We start from the raw sequence: 16,712 nt of genomic DNA, 5'->3' as shown, positions 1-16,712 counted from the left end.
CTGCTAACGGAGAGCTGACCGAGAGGCCGAAGGTGCTCGCCTGCTAAGCGAGTATTCCCCACAAGGGAATCTGGGGTTCGAATCCCCAGCTCTCCGCCAGCCGAATCGCAGAGCCCGTGTCCCTAGGGATACGGGCTTTTTGCTGCCGAATGCGGGGATTCGAACCCCGAGAGGGCGCGGAGCTGAGGAAACGCGGGGCGTTTTCCAGCGGAGCGCGCAAGGTGCCGCAGGCGCCGCAGCGGCGGGCGGCGCGAAGCATCGCCTCGAATCCCCAGCTCTCCGCCAGCCAAACAAGACAAGCCCGGTTTCCTTTGGGAGCCGGGCTTCTTGCTATCGAGCGCGCCGGGTCGAGCGCGCTGGAATATGGCTAAACTCGCTACGGCAGTAGCGACCGATGCACAGCACTGAGCTCGTCGCGCGCCGTGATGCGCCACATATGGTAGACGCAGCGGCTAGCAAGGTAGTGAAAGCCGTTATCTGTAAGAAGCACCGTCGCATCGGCAACCTGGCTTGCCGTCTCGGGGCTCGGAGGCACGGGAACACCCATCTGCTCGGCCCGAGCTGCCGCCTCGCGCAACGTCGGACGCTCCGAGCGGCCCATTTCCGCCAACAACTGCGAAAGCTCCTCATCGGCCATGGGAGTGACGTGTTCATCGCGCGGCACCAACCGATAGCACGCCATTGCCGTCTCATGATCCCCCAACACCCAATAGGCGAAAGCAACACGATAAAAGAGGTACGCAATGGAGCTTCGATCATAGGCAACGCGCAAGCCATTCTTGGCCACGTCGATAACCTCTTGGAAGCGCTCAAGCCGTGCAAGCACGTTCACCAGCATTGAATATGATTGCATCGAGGTCGTCGCCAGGTCGAGAAGCTTTCTAGCCTCGGGCAGCGCGCGCTCGAACGCCCCTGCGCCCATATACAGGTCGCAAAGTTCGTACCGAGCGAAGAACAGGGCATCGGGGGCACGGCTGATGCGCACGGAGCGGTCTTCTTCGAGCACGGGCAGAAGGATGCGCCCGAGATGGTTCTCGCAGAACCGCGTGATGATTGGTCGGTCGCTCATGAACTCCACAGCGGCGCACCGCGCCTCGAGCTCTTCGATGAGCTCCGTATAACCCCGCTCCGCGCGAGCAGGGTCAGACGGCGCAGATGCTCGCAGCTCGTTAAATCGGGCCATATATGGATCATCCGGTGCCTCCATGACCTCGAGCTCGTCAATCGAATCGGCGAGCAGCAAATCCTGTAGGGCACGGGGCAACGGACGCACGTCCTCACGTGGAGCCGCCTGCAGAGAAGCCGGAATATCCCGCTGCATGCGTTCGGGAGTAACCGAACGAGATAACCGCTCCGTTGCCGTTTCGCATGAAAGCGGGGCACCGTCGAGCTCACTTGCAAGCGGCATAAGGTGCGTTGTGAACTCCGTACGGTCGAACGCAACGGAAAGCGAGGCGTCGCGCAGGGCGTCCCACTTCTCTACCACACACCGCTTCATGCTCAAGCTCGACGAAAATGCTGCAGCAGCTAGCACCAGCACCATTCGATTGACGTACTCGGTGGCATATCGAGCCCGTTCATCGTTGTCGATGGGCACCCATGCACCCTCGAGCACATCGAATCGTGATGCCGGCATACTCGAAGCTTGAGGCACACCGAACCGAACGCGAAGCTCACGAGCGGCACTATCGAAGCGGTAATCGTACTCAAGGCGCACAATGAGCCCCAAGCGCTCGCACGAAGAGGCGAAGCGCGTCCGCACGTCCCATTCCCCTCCAGGCCGCGCGGCGATATGCCCCGGCTGAATCCATGCATTTGCAGAAATCGCATCATCCATCAGCCGCTTGACCCACGATGTAATACCGGAGAACGCCGCCTGGTCGTAAGCGGAACAAGCTTCTTCCGAGGGTGATGCGCTCGCTGCGCAATGCGCAAACCCCAGCATTCCCAGCACGCGATGCAGGCGGTTGATAGCCGCCTCAACCGCAAAGATGGCATCCGCTTCCCCCGCAGAAAAGGCCGTATGATCGAAGTTGATGTAATAGGCGTCCATGCGCTCGATATACGCGAGCGCAATCGAACTCCGCTGCATAAGCGTCCGGAGGAAATCGACATCAATCTCGCCGAAAACGCGGCGCGCAAAGCGCTCGATGCCCGAGGACCGATCGTGTTCGCCTATCTGATACACCACGGCATCGATGGCATCTGGAAGGGGCAGCCGGGAAAAGGCCCCCATGATGTCAACGGGCTCGTCGAGCGGATATGCCCTCATGTCGATAGAGATGGAAGGGCCTTTTCCTACATTCCGCCGCTCAGAATCAAACACGCAATACCGTAGGTACATCGATGCCATAAACGGACGATACGTTAGGCTGCGCGACGTGTTCCATGTCTCGGAGTCGCTCACCTCGCGCATGGTCCCTTTAAACGAGCCGCGATACTTGCTCAAGGGTTGTAGCGAAGCCCCTTCCCCGCGTATGAGCACCGTTCCAGAATACCCACGCTCATCGGGTGTAACGGCGAAATCTGGGCACGCCGCGGGCGCAAGCGTGATGGGCTGATCCACAGGAAACACCGCGCCCTGGTCATCGATGTAGGCAAGGAACGAGATGCTCCGCGCGTTGTTGAACTTCACGACATAGCACGATCCGTGCGCCGGCATGGGAAAGGAGCTCCACACGACCCCGTACGTCGTACCCTCTTCCTGCCCAGGAAGCGAAGGCAGATGCTGACGCTGTGCCAAGACAGAAAGCTTGTAAACCTGTGTCTCCGATGCTTGTTCTGCCATGGCAACCTCCTCGCCTCACGGCCACCAAGGCGCGTGGGCACGGATGCCTCCCAAGATGGCTTGTCATCTTTCATTGTGAGCATATGGAACACGAAGCGATGCGACGTTTTCGTATCAGGTCGGTTTAAGCCGCCGAACGTATGCGCTAACAGAAAAGGGCGCTCCGAGGAACGCCCTTCAATCTCAACTGGTGCGGCGTATAGGATTCGAACCTATGACGTTCTGATTCGTAGTCAGACCCTCTATCCAGCTGAGGTAACGCCGCAACGCGCTAACTATAATGGCATTCTCCCCCGGGTGCGTCAAGAGATTTTTTTAAAAAAGTTATCTCCTGCATGATGTTGCATTGTCAAAGTACGAAATTCGCTGGTAGATTACGCGGAACCCACAATGATGATTAGAATCGACGCATATTCGGCACGCGCCCACCCCCTTTTCTATCGAATGATGGGGCGCTCGGACACCTCATACGCCACCCCTAAGCGCCGCATGAGGGCACGGATGCGTATAGATGCGTCGTATCCGCTGTATGCCGCTGCAAGCAAGTTGCTAAGTTGCTGCACGTCCTCTGCATGGAGATACTCCAGCATGGGCGCAATGGCCCGCGGCGAAACGGTCACCTCTACTTCGTGCGGAGACTCCTCGAAGCACCACGCCGTAAGCTCGCCCTCGCTCATCTGGTGAATTACCAGCCCGCCCTCCTTCGTCGCCCTGCAGGAGATGCGCAGCGCTTCTTCATCTTCTTCGCTTTCGAACAGCAGAACCTCATCGTTGCCCCCGTGCCTCATAGCGTCCATCTCCTTTCTCCAGCTCCTTACCCTGGCTCCATTGTAAGGGTTGATAAGAACATTTGTTCGTGGAACTTTTGTTCGTATATTTGGGAGATGTCCGCACGGTGTGCTATAGGAAGACGGGCCTCCGGCACACCTCGAGCAATCGAAGAATCGCGTCGTCTCTTACTAGGCATGCCCGGCTAGGAAAAACTCTTCGAATGAGCTACCTATCTATTGCCTTTCGTACGTGGCCTCCTGCCAAATCAGCCCCTCAACGACAAGCAACCTAAAACCCCACAGCGATATCCAAGCTCATGGAGGCGATGGGCTGAGAAGCTCTCATCTAGGCTATTTCCCGTTTTCGAGCAGAGCGATGAATGCCAGATCCACAACAACAAGGCCGTATATCACGGCTATGGGGGCCCAGAGTGCCAGCAAGCCAGCAGCGGCGAGCAGCAACACGAGCCCAACCACGGAGGTTACGCCAACGCGTATGAAGGTCACTTCGACACCGTCAAGCGCTGCAACAAGCGAAAATCCCGTACCCAAGAGGACGGAAATGGCAACCTCCATCATCGTGAACGATCCCGGCGCACATGCATTCACCGAGAGCATGGTAATGAATGAGCACGCCTCGAGTATCCCAAGCGCCGGCAAGGCGTCGAGCACGGCGAGCACGAGGTTCGAAAGAGGAATCTGATCGCGAACGAGCGTTACTCGCATATCCTCACGAAACGCCAGAGAAAGCTCGCGCAAGAAAGATAGGGAGGCGAGCGCCATGAACATGCCGTATGCCCAAGCGACAATCACAACAGGCGAGGACGCGCGGGCAAGCGTCCATGCACTCAGCGGCACGATAAGCACGCCCATGGCAGCGATTCCCAGCAGGCTCTCGAACTGCCGCGCATGCGAAAGCGCAGCGCGCGTAATCGCCGCGGCGGGCCCACTCGCAAGACGAAACGTCGGACGCAAGCGACGACGCGCGATACGGTAACGACGGCGCAGCTCGCGATACTGGTCGGGAGCCTGGAACGCAAGGCGTCGCACGCCAAAAAGCGCGGCATCCGCTGCCCCCTCCTCGATCGCACAGGCCAGGTCGGCCCGATTTGCCCCGCACACAAGCGCAGCAGCGCTGCAAGCAACCGCAAGCGCAAAGACCCCCGCAGCCACCCCAGGAGCTGCAGCGTGCATACCATTTGCAGCGCTGAAGGCGTCGAGAGAAGCCCTCCATCCCGCGCCTGATACAGCGAACGCGGCACCTGCACACAGCAAAATCTCGAACGCAAGGACGCCTATGCTCCAAGCCGCTCGCCTGGGCCCGCGCTTTGCGAAAGCTAAGCGGGCATAGCCGGCGGCCCGCGCAATCAGAAGAGCCGCTGCAACGGCGCAAGCCACGGTGCTTGATAGCGCAAGCGCATGGAGCTGCATTCCAGCTGCGGCACAGCCGCTACACAAGAGCCAAACACCAAGCGAGGTTGCAAAGCTGAACGCGAGTGTCCGCGGCATCGCATCGATCAAGGCAACGAGCCCGACGGAGCGAACATAAGGGACCAGAAGCCATAAGTCCGGACTGATAAGGCGCAGCGGAGAACGCCAGAGCGCCGAGACCGTCGAGCGAACGAGCACAGCCAGGAGAGCGAACACGAGCAACGCTCCCGTTATGTCAAGCAGAATTGCCCCGCCAAACACATAGGCTTCCTCGACACTCGACACCGCAAACATCCAGGCGCTCGCCGTCCACGCCCCAAGCAGCACGAGGAGATATAGGTAGTACAGCTTGTCGATGAGATCGGCCTTGGACTCGATGTCCGCGCCAAACATGTAACCCCAATAAGCGCAGGCACTTCGTATGTGGCGAACCTTGAGCCACACCAACAGCGATATCTCATGCATGAGAGCCCCCATCGCTCACAGCAGTCGCGCAAGGCCCCGCAACTCCACCGGGGCGCGGCCCCGCGTCGCGCGTGCCTGGCTCCCCGTCGCAACCGTCCGGCCCCGCGCCGAGCTCGACCGGGCCTGCATCGTGCGCGCCCGGGCCTGAGGCTCCTCCCGCGACCACGCTGTCATGCGCGTCTACTTCACGCAGGCGGCCGTCGCGCAGGTCGTACACCACATCCGGAGCGACTCCAGGTAGTTCGTGATGGCAGCTCAAGAGCACGGCCGCCCCGTCGCGAGCCGCCTCTTGCACCAGCTTCCCCAAAAGCACCCGTGCATCGGGGTCGAGCGGCCCTGTTGGCTCATCCATGAGCACGAGCTTCGGCTTCATCATGAGTGCGATGACCAGCGCGAGCTTCTGCCGCATGCCGCGCGAAAACGCAGACGGATAGGCATTGCAGAACTCTGCAATGCCGAACGCTTCCAGCATGCGCTCCGCCCTATCCACCACCTCACGTTCCGCACGGTTTGCCCGCAGTACGAAGTCGATGTGCTCTCGCGCCGTCAGGTCCTCATAAAACGCGGGAACGTCGGCAACGAAAGCAATTTGCCAGCGGATGGAGCGAGACCGCCCCGTAAAACGCTCACCCATCACATCGATCTGGCCGGAGCGCGGGGACATCCATCCCGCCAGGCACTTGAGCAGCGTCGTCTTGCCCGCTCCGTTCGGACCGGTCAGATAACCAATCTCCCCAGCATAGAGGGCTAAATCAACCTGATCCCAAACGCGCTCGGAACCATACCCGAACGAGAGACCGTACGCATCGAGAACCGGGAGCTCGGCGCGTTGACCATCATCGGCACGTTGACCATAGTCGGCACGTGGGCCATCACCATGCTCCAAGGCCTCGGACCGGGCGCCCACGCCCTCCGCTTCGGCCGCCTTATCGCCCGCATCGACCACCATATTGGCTCCTCTCGACATCGTTGGCGCGATTATACTCGCCTATCGAGCAAAGAAGCGGGTTGTTCGCGTCGTCTCTCCCCGAGCGCAGAGCGAGCGCCCCATCAACCGCAACGGCTCAAAACAGAGCCTCGACCAGGGCGCATTGAGCGTCCCCATCTTAGCCGCGACGGCCTACTTCAACTTGGGCCCGACCCCGCGCGAGCGCGCCACCCATATGAGCGAGCCGCCCATACAAGAACCGGTAAACCATGTACCAGCGAATTCTTTAGCATGCGGCCCGCCCTAACGTGCAGAGCGGGCCGAAACCGAATCAACCTTGAGATGCAACGCGAGGCACAGAGCCCCTAGCCGAGCGCTTCCCTAGCGGATGACCTCCATGCCACCCATATACGGACGCAGCACCTCGGGCACCGTGATGGAGCCATCGGCATTCTGGTAGTTTTCCATGATGGCCGCCATCGTACGACCCGTGGGCAGGCCGGAGCCGTTCAGCGTATGCACGAAGCGCGTGCCCTTGAAGTTCTCGGGATCGCGATACTTGATGTTCGCGCGACGAGCCTGGAAGTCGCCGCAGTTGGAGCACGACGAAATCTCCTTGTAGCTGTTGTAGCTCGGCAGCCAAACCTCGATATCGTAGGTTTGGCGAGCGGAGAAGCCCAGGTCGCCCGTGCAAAGGCTGATCACACGGTACGGGAGCCCCAGCTGCTGCAAGATGTACTCCGCCTCGGCGGTCATGCTCTCGAGCTCGTCGTCAGACTGCTCGGGCGTCGCAAACTTGACCATCTCCACCTTGGTGAACTGGTGCTGGCGAATGATGCCGCGCGTATCGCGGCCGGCGCTGCCAGCCTCCTCACGGAAGCACGGGGTGCCCGCGGTGTAGCGCAAAGGCAGCTCTTTTGCGTCGAGCACCTCGCCGGCATGCAGGTTGGTGAGCGCGACCTCGGCCGTGGGAATGAGGAACTGGTCCTCGCCCGTGTGATAGGCGTCGTCCTCGAACTTGGGCAGCTGGCCCGTGCCGTACATAATCTCGCGGTTCACGATGACGGGCGGAATGAACTCCTTGAACCCGCGCTCGAGGTGCGTATTCAGGAAGAAGTTCTGGAGTGCGCGATCCAGGCGAGCGCCTGCGCCCGCGAGCACCGTGAAGCGCGCGCCCGACAGCTTCGAGCCACGATCGAAATCAAGGATGCCCAGATCGGTACCCAGATCCCAGTGCGGCTTGGCCTCGAAGCCCTCTGCGGCGAAGTCGCGCGGGGTGCCCCAGCGGCGACGCTCGGGGTTCTCGCTCTCATCCTTACCCACGGGAGTAGCGGGGCAGGGAATGTTGGGCAGGTGCGCCATGAAATCCGCCACTTCGGAATCGAGTGCGCTGCGACGGTTGGCAAGGCCTTCGATCCGCTCGTTCACGCGGCGCACAGCCTCTTTGGCCGCCTCTGCCTCGTCGCGCTTGCCCTCGCGCATGAGCTCGCCGATCTTTTTGGACTCGGCGTTGCGCGTGGCCTGCAGCTGCTCGACCTCGGCGATAACGGAACGACGCTCCTCGTCGAGCGCGAAGAAATGCTCACGGTCCCACGAGGTCTGGCGATTCGCCATCGCGGCATCCACCGCGTCGGGGTTCTCGCGTACGAATTTGATGTCGAGCATGATCCCTCCGGTTTCGTGCGTGCTCTATCGTGCTTCATGCCGTGCGACGCCAGCGCCATGCGTACCGGCTTGGTAAGCATTCGGCTTGAAACGCCCGGCCGTGCTTTGGCAAGTATATACTTATTGAACACCGTTCGTGGCGGGTTCGCACCCGAAACGAACGTAAGCACAGCATTCCAACCGATGATGCGAGAGAGCACAGCATGGATACCATCTTTTCGTTCCTGTTCGGTACGCGCGAGGGGCTCGCGGTACTGTTCTTCGGCGGCATCGTAATCGTTGCCATCGTCGCCTTCCTGCTTGAGAAGCGCACGAGCAAGCTCTATGTCGATCGCGGCCCCAAGCAGGATGACGACAGCAGCCTGTTCTAGCAGGCAGGATAGCGGCCCGTCCACGTAGCGGAGGCGGCCTGTTCTAGCAGGCCCCGGGCAGTGTCCGAGTAAGTCCATCTCGCGGCACCTCGCGCCCCGCTACGCCCGTCCGCCTGCCGAGCGGCCATCCTGTTCGCAAGCGGCAGGCAACGCGCCCTGGAATCACCAGACTCGATAACGGAAGGTTGGCTGAACTCATGGCTTGGAAACTTCATCCCTCCGACGAGCCTATGATTGACCCGTTCAACGCTCCAGATCCGGTCATGCCAACCGATGAGCCCTCCCTCGAGGCGCCGGATTCGAGCGATGGCTCCGAGCGCCTGCGCAAGCATGAGCTGCAGCGGCGCCTCGAACGGGCGCGTGCGGAGGCATCCCGTGGCCATCGCGCGCCCGAGCACCGGTCCTCCTCGTACACGCCGCCGACCGAATCCTCGCAGGGGCCCGTGGACGCCCCGGCACCCTCATCCGCAACGTCCTCGGCAGCGCAACGGACTGCACCTGATACAGCCGATGAATCCAGCTGGCTCGGCACGCCATCTTCTTCATCGAACCGGAAGCGTCGCTCCAGCCACCGCGATCGCCACGCCTGGCACCGCACCGCAGAGGCCCGTCGAGCCGCCGCGCGCCAAGCCAGCCCGGGCAACCGTGCCCACGCTCGCAGGCTCATGATTTACATCATCGTCATCGTTATCATCCTGAGCGGTGCCATCGGGCCTCTTTTCGTTGCCTGCAGCGCGGTAACCGGGGACTTGTTCGACCAGGTTTTCGATAGCGGCACCGCAAGCGATGCCGACATCTACGACGACTACGACGACTACGGCGATACCGATTCCCCAGATTACGAGATAACGGGAACGCTCGCGAGCGATGCCGAGGAGTCTGCGACGATGCTTACACAAGAACGGCTGGATTCCGCAATCGCAGGCACCAACGAAGAAACGCTCCAAATTGCAGAAGACGCCTTCACGCAAGCGTTCGAAACCTATTCGGGTCTCACGCCCGATGAGGCCGGCATCGATGCGCGCGCGGTAGCAGAGCGGGTGCTTGCAAACCTCTCGTACAACGACCTTATCGCTTACGCCTACACCGAAACCTCTGACGCAGGCTACGATATCGATTGCACGGTCTACTACAGCATCGAAACGCCGCAGATAGACGATATCGCCTACGATCTGCGCTGGAATACCCCGAGCTCCATCTGGGAGACGTATCGCGAGACCGGCACGCTGGACGAGGAGAGCCGAGAAGCCCTCGCCGCCGATCTGGAGAACATCCTGGCTGATCTGGGGTCTAACCGCACGGAATATTCAACCTACCTCGAGTTCACGGGTACGGCGCAACAAGATGGATCCGGTCTTGAACTTGAACTCGACCAAGATGTTTGGGAGAGCGAAATGGGCTGGATCATCGGCTAACTCAGAAAGGCTATAACTGCATGTCGACACTTCGTATCGCTCGCTGCGGACTCTCCATCTCCCTGCTCGCCGTCGCGTCCTCGATAAGCATTCCTCTGGGGCCTGTTCCCTTCACCCTGCAGACACTCGTGCTCGCCATGCTTCCCATCGCGCTCGGCGGCCGCGATGCCGTCGTCACCGTAGCCCTCTACCTCGTACTCGGCTCGCTCGGACTGCCCGTGTTCTCCGGATTTTCGGGCGGCATCGCATCGCTCGTTGGCCCTACGGGCGGCTTCCTCTGGGGGTTCCTCGTTGGAACGGCTTCCGCCGCCCTCATCCTCGGCATAGAGCGCATGCCTGAGCGGGCACGCGAGGCATTGGCTGTCACGTCGATGTTGCTCATCTCGTATCTACTTGGAACGCTTCAGCTCATGGTGCTCATGGGCCTTGACATCGTCGGGGCACTCGCCATTGCCGTCTTGCCGTTCATCGTGCCCGACATTGTCAAGCTCGTCGTTGGCGTGCAGGTAGGCCGCATCGTGCGCCGAGCGACCTCTCGCACACGCAACGCGCGGGCCTAGGCGCCAATGCGCACGGCCCTGCAGCTCTCAAGCCTAGCCCCGACCGATTTCGTTGCTCAGAACGCCTTGCCTCTATCGCTCCGATACCATTTTTCAACTTTTGGGCACTCGAAGGGGATGCGCCAAACTATCCGGCATTATGAACAGCACAAAACCGCAGTTCACAAACGTCCGCGCTGTTTTTCTACTGCGCCGCAGGCCGTTCTAGTGCCCAAAAGTTGCAAAGTTGATAGCCCACGGCAAGGAAGCCACCCCGGCACCACCGAAGATGGCGCTTCACAAGCCGGTTTCGACTGGACCTGCCAAACAGGCACCGCCGCGACCTCAAAGAAGCCGCAGCTCACAAAAGTGACTGCGGCTTCTGGCGTAACGGTGTAATCAGAATCGTTCTAGAGCGGAGCGGCTGCTTGAAGCACGCTCCGGCACTGCTGCCGTTTTAGTGCCGCGTGCTCCCCTAGTCCTTCTTTACGGGCGCGGGCGGAACGTTGCCGGCATCGTTTGTCTCCGCCGCCGCCACCATCTGCTCGAACATGCTTGCGCTCTCCTTGAAGTTGGAGGGAAGCACCACCGTTGAGCTCTTGCCGGTGCGCGCGAACTCGGTCATCATCTCGGTCCACTGCGTGTACATAAAGAGCAGGTTCGCCTCGTTGTTGGAGACGCCCGTCTCCTGGATGCTCTCGAGCGAATCCTTGATACCCACGGCAATCGCCTTGCGCTGGTTGGCAATGCCCTCGCCGGCCTTCTCCATGGCCTCGGCCTCGGCGCGCGCCTCGGTCACGCGGCGAATGCGATCGGCCTCGGCAAGGTCCTGCGCCGCCGCCTTAGTGCGCTGGGCGGCATTGATCTGGTTCATGGAATCCTCGACCTCGGCGGGCAGCGCGATGCGCGTGATGAGGGTCGAGACGAGCGTGAAGCCATAGGCGGCCATCTGCTCGGAAACCGTGGCATTCACGTCTTGGGCGATGTCGTCCTTCTTGGCGAAGACCTCATCGAGCGTATAGACGGGGATCGAGCTGCGCAGGGCATCGGTAATGAAGTCGCGCATCTGGGCGACCGGCTGCTGCAGCATGTAGTAGCTCTTGTAGACGCCGGAATCCGCCGGGCCCGCGCCCATCTCGTAGCTCACGTGGTACTGCGCCGAAACCTCGAGCCCGATGGTAACGTTATCCTCGGTCTTGGCATCGATATCGAATCCGTTCTTCATGGTGCGCAGGCTTACCGTCGCTGCCTTGCGGTCGATGAAGGGGATCTTCGCATGCAGGCCCGAGCCAACGATCTTGTTGAAGCGCCCGAGTCGCTCGATGATAACCGCGTGCTGCTGCTTGACCACGAACAGGGTGTCGGCAAGAAGCACCACAACGATGATAACAATGACGGCAAGACCGATAAAGCCGCCGATGAACTCTCCCAACATAGGCCCCTCCTTGAGCAAGCCGGTTGCATTGCGCCTAGCATATCAGGTTTGTGCACTACTGCGGGCACAACGCGGTAAAGACTCGGAAATGAAAGCCAAACGGTGCCGGGGGCCCTTGCAGCGAAGCCGGGCGGCGGCAGGCACCTGCGGCGAAGCCGAGCGGCACCGGGCCCTGCGGTCAAACCAGACGGCCCCAGCACCCCCGTGCGGAAAGCCGGACGGCGCCGCGCCCTATACTCCGCTAGCCCTCGATAGCGTCAATTGCCTTGATGAACGCCGAGCGCATGCCCGCAGCCTCAAGCGCCGCCACACCCTTGATGGTCGTGCCGCCGGGCGAGCACACGGCGTCCTTCATGGCGCCCGGATGCTGCCCGGTTGCAAGCTGCAGCTTCGCCGTTCCGGCAACCATCTGGCTTACCATCTCGTACGCCGTGGCGCGCGGGATGCCGTACTTCACCGCGGCGTCGCCGAGCGCCTCGATGACCATGGCGATGAACGCAGGCGAGCACCCACCGATCGTGCCCGCGATGGAGAGCAGGTGGCTATCGACCTCGACCACCGTTCCAAGCGCGCCGAGAAGCTCGTGTACGAGCAATGCCTCCTCGCCCGAAAGCGTCGTCTTGCGTTCGCAGGCAATCACACCCTCGCAGATGGCAACGGGGGTGTTGGGGACGGTCGAGATATGGTGCGTGCCCGGCAGGATGTGCTCGTAGCCCTTACTGTCCCAGCCAGCCGCGACCGAGATGATCGTCTTGTTAGCAAGCGCTCCGGCCAGCTCGGGCAGCACGTCTTCGATGAGGTACGGCTTGATGGCCACGACCACGACGTCAACGGCGCGCACGAGCTCCTCCCCCGACGCACACGCATGCATCCCGCGCGACTCCGTGCGCTCGCAGAGGGCCTCGTAGCGGTTCGCGCACGCATAGAGCCGATCGCCGGGAACAACTCCCGAAGCAATCCAACCATCCGCCATGGCGCTTGCCATGTTGCCGAACCCAATGAAACCGACTTTTACATCATCAGTTGCTGGCATGTTCTTCTCCATATCCCTTGTGGCGCAAAGGGCCTATCCCTCGCTCCCACTGAAACAACTACATTGAAACAACTATACCCGGTGCATTTGCTTCACGAGGCAACGCACTGGTCGACTTGCCTCGCATTTCTCCCCATTCATCGCATAACGAGCCCCGGGTAGAGCGGGTGACACTCGAGCAGTTCGGCGGTGCGGGCGCGAACCTCGGCCAAGGATGCCTCGTCCTCGGCATGGAAGACTGCGCGCGCGATGAGCTCGCCAATCTCGCGGAACTCCTCAGCCGTGAAGCCGCGCGTGGTAGCAGCAGCCGATCCCACGCGAATGCCGCTCGTTACGAAGGGCGAGCGCGGCTCACCCGGAATGGCGTTCTTGTTGACCGTAAGTCCCACGCTATCGAGCAGGCGCTCAGCGTCTTTGCCGGTAACGCTGGCCGGCGTAAGGTCCACAAGGCACAGGTGGTTATCCGTGCCGCCCGAAACGAGGCGCAGACCACCTGCCACGAGCCCCTCGCCCAGCGACGCCGCGTTCTCGACCACGTGGTCGATATACGCGTGGAATTCCGGCTGCAGCGCCTCGCCGAACGCGACCGCCTTGCCCGCAATCACGTGCATGAGCGGACCGCCCTGCGTTCCAGGAAACACCGCCTTGTCGATGGCACGCGCAAGCCCGCCATCGTTCGTGAGAATGAGGCCACCGCGCGGCCCGCGCAGCGTCTTATGGGTGGTCGAGGTCACCACGTCCGCATGGGGGAAGGGGCTTGGATGCGCGCCGGCGGCAACAAGGCCTGCGATATGCGCCATATCGACCATGAGCTTGGCGCCCACGCCGTGAGCAATCGCGGCCAACCGCTCAAAATCTATAGTGCGCGGATAGGCCGAGGCGCCACCCACGATGAGCTTCGGTCGCTCAGCGCGCGCCAGGCGCTCGAGGCCTTCGTAGTCGATGGTCTCGGTCGCGGGATCGAGCCCATAGGACAGGAAACGGTAGAGCCGTCCCGAGAAATTCGCCGGCGAGCCATGCGTGAGGTGCCCGCCCTGGTCGAGGCTCATGCCGATAACCGTATCGCCCGGCTCGATAAGCGCCATGTACGCAGCAAGGTTGGCGTTAGCACCAGAGTGAGGCTGCACGTTGGCAAAACTGCAGCTGAACAGCTCGCAAGCGCGTTCGCGGGCAAGGTTCTCGACAATATCGACCTTTTCACAGCCGCCGTAATAGCGCTTGCCCGGATAACCCTCGGCATACTTGTTGGTGAGCACGCTGCCCATGGCCTCCATGACAGCGGGAGAGACGATGTTCTCGGATGCGATGAGCTCGATGGTGCCCCGCTGACGGCCAAGCTCTTGTGCAAGGGCAGAGAACACCTCGGGGTCGGTCTGGGCGACGTGGTCATAGGTCATGGGAGGGCTCCCCTCGGGTAGGCGATGCGATGCCAGCAACGCATCCACCATAGCGCCGCCGCACGCGCAAGGCGAGTGTTATTCGGCCAACGCGCCCACGCAGCCAGAACGCATGAAAGACGCCTGGCCAGTTGCATCACTCTGAGGCCAGCAACGATGCGTTGTCGGCTTCCGGCCGTTTCGCCAGCGAGATGACACACGATTATTCGAGCCCTTGGCCAAAATAATACGATTGGTGGTTGCAGAAGCGGACCTGCACCTGGAAAACCGGGGCTCAATGCCCCTCATAGAGATCATCGCCGCCGCAAAACGGCCATGCCGGCACTCCTTTGCTTCGAGATGCCCCGAAACCTTGCCATCGAAAGGTCGACGCTTACCACCAGTCGTACGTTTTTGGCCATGAACTCCGTATGACACGAGCCTTGCGGCAACAACGGTGTCGCACCTCAGCCCAAGCGGCTCGTCGAAGTGCCCGAGGTTGCCGCGAAAGAGGAGGGAGCATGCCTCGCGTGCGGCTACCGACGATTGAGCGTCAAGATCGGGTGCCTCGATGAGCCGCTACCAGTCGCCGACGCGGTGAACTTCGGGCTCGAGCTCCACCCCAAACTGTGAGCGCACCTCATCTTGGATATGCTCGATAAGCGCGGAGACATCGGTTGCTGAGGCGCCCCCCGTGTTTACCACGAAACCGCAATGCTTCTCGGAGACCTGCGCCCCGCCCACGCGCGCGCCGCGCAGGCCCGCGTCCATGATGAGCTTGCCGGCGAAATACCCCTCGGGTCGCTTGAACGTGGAGCCCGCCGAGGGCATCTCGAGCGGCTGCTTCTCCTCGCGGCGGCGCTGGTAGTCGTCCATGCGTCCGCGAATAGACGCTTCCATATCCGGCATGAGGGCGAACGTTGCCTCGAGCACCACGAGGCCCTCGCTCGCCACGCGGCTCTTACGATAGCCAAATCCCAGCTCATCGCGGGTGAATGTCCTGACCACACCCTTCTCGCGGCTGCCGTCGGGAAGATCGCGGCCCGGCACGTAGGCCGTGAGCGACTCAATAAGCTCGCCCGTCGTGCCGTCGTAGGCGCCCGCATTCTGGTGGCAGGCGCCGCCGACGCTCGCGGGGATGCCCCAAAGCGGCTCAAGGCCCGAAAGGCCCGCTTCTGCCGCCGCAAGCGCTACATCGCGCAGGAGCGCGCCCGCCTGCGCCACCACGCGCGTGCCCTCGACGCGCACGTTGCTGTAATTCTTGCCGAGCAGCACCACCACGCCGCGGATGCCGCGGTCGCTCACGAGCAGGTCGGAGCCGTTGCCCACCACCGTCACGGGAACCCCGGCGATGGCGCACACATTAAGCGCACCAACCACGCCTTCGATGGCCCTCGGTTCAACGACCACATCGGCCGGCCCGCCGATCTTGAACGTCGTATGCGCGCTCATGGGCTCCGCGATGAGTACCGCATCCTCGCCCGCTGCCGCGCCTAAAGCGCAGATAATATCGTCGCTGACTTCGCTGTATTCGTGCATGTCAACCATCCATTCCAACGGAGCTCCATCCGGCATTTGCCGCCGCGCTTTCGTTTGCCATTCGTTGTGCTAACGCAATCTTAAAGAAAAATGTCAGCCTGCTGCAAACCTGTGACATTTCGCGCAAAACGGGTATAGTAGGCACCGCATAGTTTCAGGGTTGGGTGCAATTCCCTACCGGCGGTAACTGGCAGGTCGGCGTGAAGCCGGCCGGACTGCGCGTCTGCACAAGGCAGAGCGCGCCAGAAGCCCGCGACCCGCGCAAGCGGCTGACCTGGTGAGATTCCAGGGCCGACGGTACAGTCCGGATGGAAGAAACGGAGGCGACTGCCATGAGCAGCTCATCCACCACACACGTTAATACCAAGAAGATCGCCCTTGCGGCCCTTTTCACCGCCGCGTCGCTCGTGCTGAGCTTCGTGCAGATTCCCATCTTCCCGGCGGCGCCGTGGCTCATGTACGATCCCTCGGGTATCGTCTGCCTTATCGCGGCGCTCGCCTTCGGGCCCAAGCTGGGCGCTGCGGTCGCCATCATCTCGTGGGTGCCGCGCGTCTTCCTCGACCCGTTCGGCGCACCCATGGGCATGCTCTCGACCTGTGCGTTCATCATTCCCGCCGCACTCATCTACGCGCGCAGCCGCACGCGCACGAGTTCGCTTGCGGGCATGGTCGCAGGCGCGGCACTCTCCATCGTGGTCGCCTGCGTCGCGAACCTCTTCGTGACGCCGCTCTACGCAGGCGTGACCATGCAGGACGTGGTCTACATGATCGTGCCGATTCTCCTGCCCTTCAACACGCTCAAGATGGTTATCAACGTCGTGGCCGGCCAGATGCTGCTCGCACCCTGCATGAATGTGCTGGGGGAACAGGCCGGCTCTCCCGGGCACGGCGGCTCCACGCACACCTCGGCCGCGTAGACGCTCGGCGGGCGGCGCACTTCGGTGCCCCGCCCTCGGC

The 16,712-nt window shown here is 61.7% G+C and carries 13 protein-coding genes, 2 tRNA genes and 1 riboswitch; of the genes, 5 read left to right on the top strand and 10 right to left on the bottom strand.

All coding sequences use genetic code 11. From position 1 onward, the window contains the following. Positions 1–8: 8 nt before the first annotated feature. Positions 9–99 (top strand) — tRNA-Ser (locus HGEM_RS07530). Positions 100–376: 277 nt separating this feature from the next. On the opposite strand, the gene HGEM_RS07525 is transcribed toward HGEM_RS07530, so the two are convergent. The 6 genes from HGEM_RS07525 to serS form a co-directional block, all read right to left on the bottom strand. Beyond that, positions 377–2,788 carry a tetratricopeptide repeat protein gene (locus HGEM_RS07525; RefSeq protein WP_019128818.1) on the bottom strand — a complete coding sequence of 804 codons (2,412 nt, stop codon included), beginning with the start codon at positions 2,786–2,788 and terminating at the stop codon, positions 377–379. Positions 2,789–2,976: 188 nt separating this feature from the next. Beyond that, positions 2,977–3,053, bottom strand: a tRNA-Arg gene (locus HGEM_RS07520). A gap of 172 nt (positions 3,054–3,225) precedes the next feature. Beyond that, complete coding sequence (locus HGEM_RS07515) at positions 3,226–3,576, bottom strand: hypothetical protein (RefSeq protein WP_035101586.1); 351 nt, start codon at positions 3,574–3,576, stop codon at positions 3,226–3,228. 333 nt (positions 3,577–3,909) lie between these two features. Beyond that, the gene (locus tag HGEM_RS07510) at positions 3,910–5,454 is read right to left on the bottom strand and encodes a hypothetical protein (RefSeq protein ID WP_019128816.1); all 1,545 of its coding nucleotides are present in this window, start codon (positions 5,452–5,454) and stop codon (positions 3,910–3,912) included. Then, positions 5,447–6,403, bottom strand: a complete 957-nt coding sequence (locus HGEM_RS07505; RefSeq protein ID WP_019128815.1) for an ABC transporter ATP-binding protein — start codon at positions 6,401–6,403, stop codon at positions 5,447–5,449. The genes HGEM_RS07510 and HGEM_RS07505 overlap by 8 nt, the downstream gene beginning before the upstream one ends. A 360-nt stretch (positions 6,404–6,763) precedes the next feature. Then, on the bottom strand, positions 6,764–8,047 hold the full coding sequence (gene serS / locus HGEM_RS07500) for a serine--tRNA ligase (protein WP_019128814.1): 1,284 nt from the start codon (positions 8,045–8,047) through the stop codon (positions 6,764–6,766). 203 nt (positions 8,048–8,250) lie between these two features. On the opposite strand from serS, the gene HGEM_RS10375 reads away from it, so the two are divergent. From HGEM_RS10375 to HGEM_RS07490, 3 genes are all read left to right on the top strand, one after another. Continuing rightward, positions 8,251–8,418 (top strand): DUF6724 family protein, encoded by a 168-nt coding sequence (locus tag HGEM_RS10375; protein ID WP_019128813.1) that lies wholly within the window; start codon positions 8,251–8,253, stop codon positions 8,416–8,418. Between the two features lie 197 nt (positions 8,419–8,615). Continuing rightward, positions 8,616–9,833, top strand: a complete 1,218-nt coding sequence (locus HGEM_RS07495) for a hypothetical protein (RefSeq protein ID WP_019128812.1) — start codon at positions 8,616–8,618, stop codon at positions 9,831–9,833. A 20-nt stretch (positions 9,834–9,853) separates the two neighbouring features. Continuing rightward, positions 9,854–10,393: a biotin transporter BioY gene (locus tag HGEM_RS07490; protein WP_019128811.1), complete on the top strand. Its 540-nt coding sequence runs from the start codon at positions 9,854–9,856 to the stop codon at positions 10,391–10,393. Positions 10,394–10,847: 454 nt separating this feature from the next. On the opposite strand, the gene HGEM_RS07485 is transcribed toward HGEM_RS07490, so the two are convergent. From HGEM_RS07485 to murB, 4 genes are all read right to left on the bottom strand, one after another. Next, positions 10,848–11,807: an SPFH domain-containing protein gene (locus HGEM_RS07485; protein WP_019128810.1), complete on the bottom strand. Its 960-nt coding sequence runs from the start codon at positions 11,805–11,807 to the stop codon at positions 10,848–10,850. 241 nt (positions 11,808–12,048) lie between these two features. Further along, positions 12,049–12,840 (bottom strand): pyrroline-5-carboxylate reductase, encoded by a 792-nt coding sequence (gene proC / locus HGEM_RS07480; RefSeq protein WP_035101766.1) that lies wholly within the window; start codon positions 12,838–12,840, stop codon positions 12,049–12,051. A gap of 137 nt (positions 12,841–12,977) precedes the next feature. Further along, positions 12,978–14,237, bottom strand: a complete 1,260-nt coding sequence (gene glyA, locus HGEM_RS07475) for a serine hydroxymethyltransferase (protein WP_019128808.1) — start codon at positions 14,235–14,237, stop codon at positions 12,978–12,980. A gap of 558 nt (positions 14,238–14,795) precedes the next feature. After that, positions 14,796–15,755, bottom strand: a complete 960-nt coding sequence (gene murB, locus HGEM_RS07470) for a UDP-N-acetylmuramate dehydrogenase (protein ID WP_035101764.1) — start codon at positions 15,753–15,755, stop codon at positions 14,796–14,798. Positions 15,756–15,901: 146 nt separating this feature from the next. Beyond that, positions 15,902–16,079: riboswitch (FMN riboswitch) on the top strand. Positions 16,080–16,087: 8 nt separating this feature from the next. Here murB and HGEM_RS07465 point away from each other — a divergent pair. After that, entirely contained in the window at positions 16,088–16,672 is a 585-nt protein-coding gene (locus HGEM_RS07465; protein ID WP_019128806.1) for an ECF transporter S component, read from the top strand. The last annotated feature ends 40 nt before the right edge of the window (positions 16,673–16,712 follow it).

Source organism: Enorma massiliensis phI, assembly GCF_000311845.1.
Classification (GTDB): Bacteria; Actinomycetota; Coriobacteriia; order Coriobacteriales; family Coriobacteriaceae; genus Enorma; species Enorma massiliensis.
Note: the sequence above shows the minus strand (reverse complement) of the source record. Positions and strands in the feature narration are given on the sequence as shown.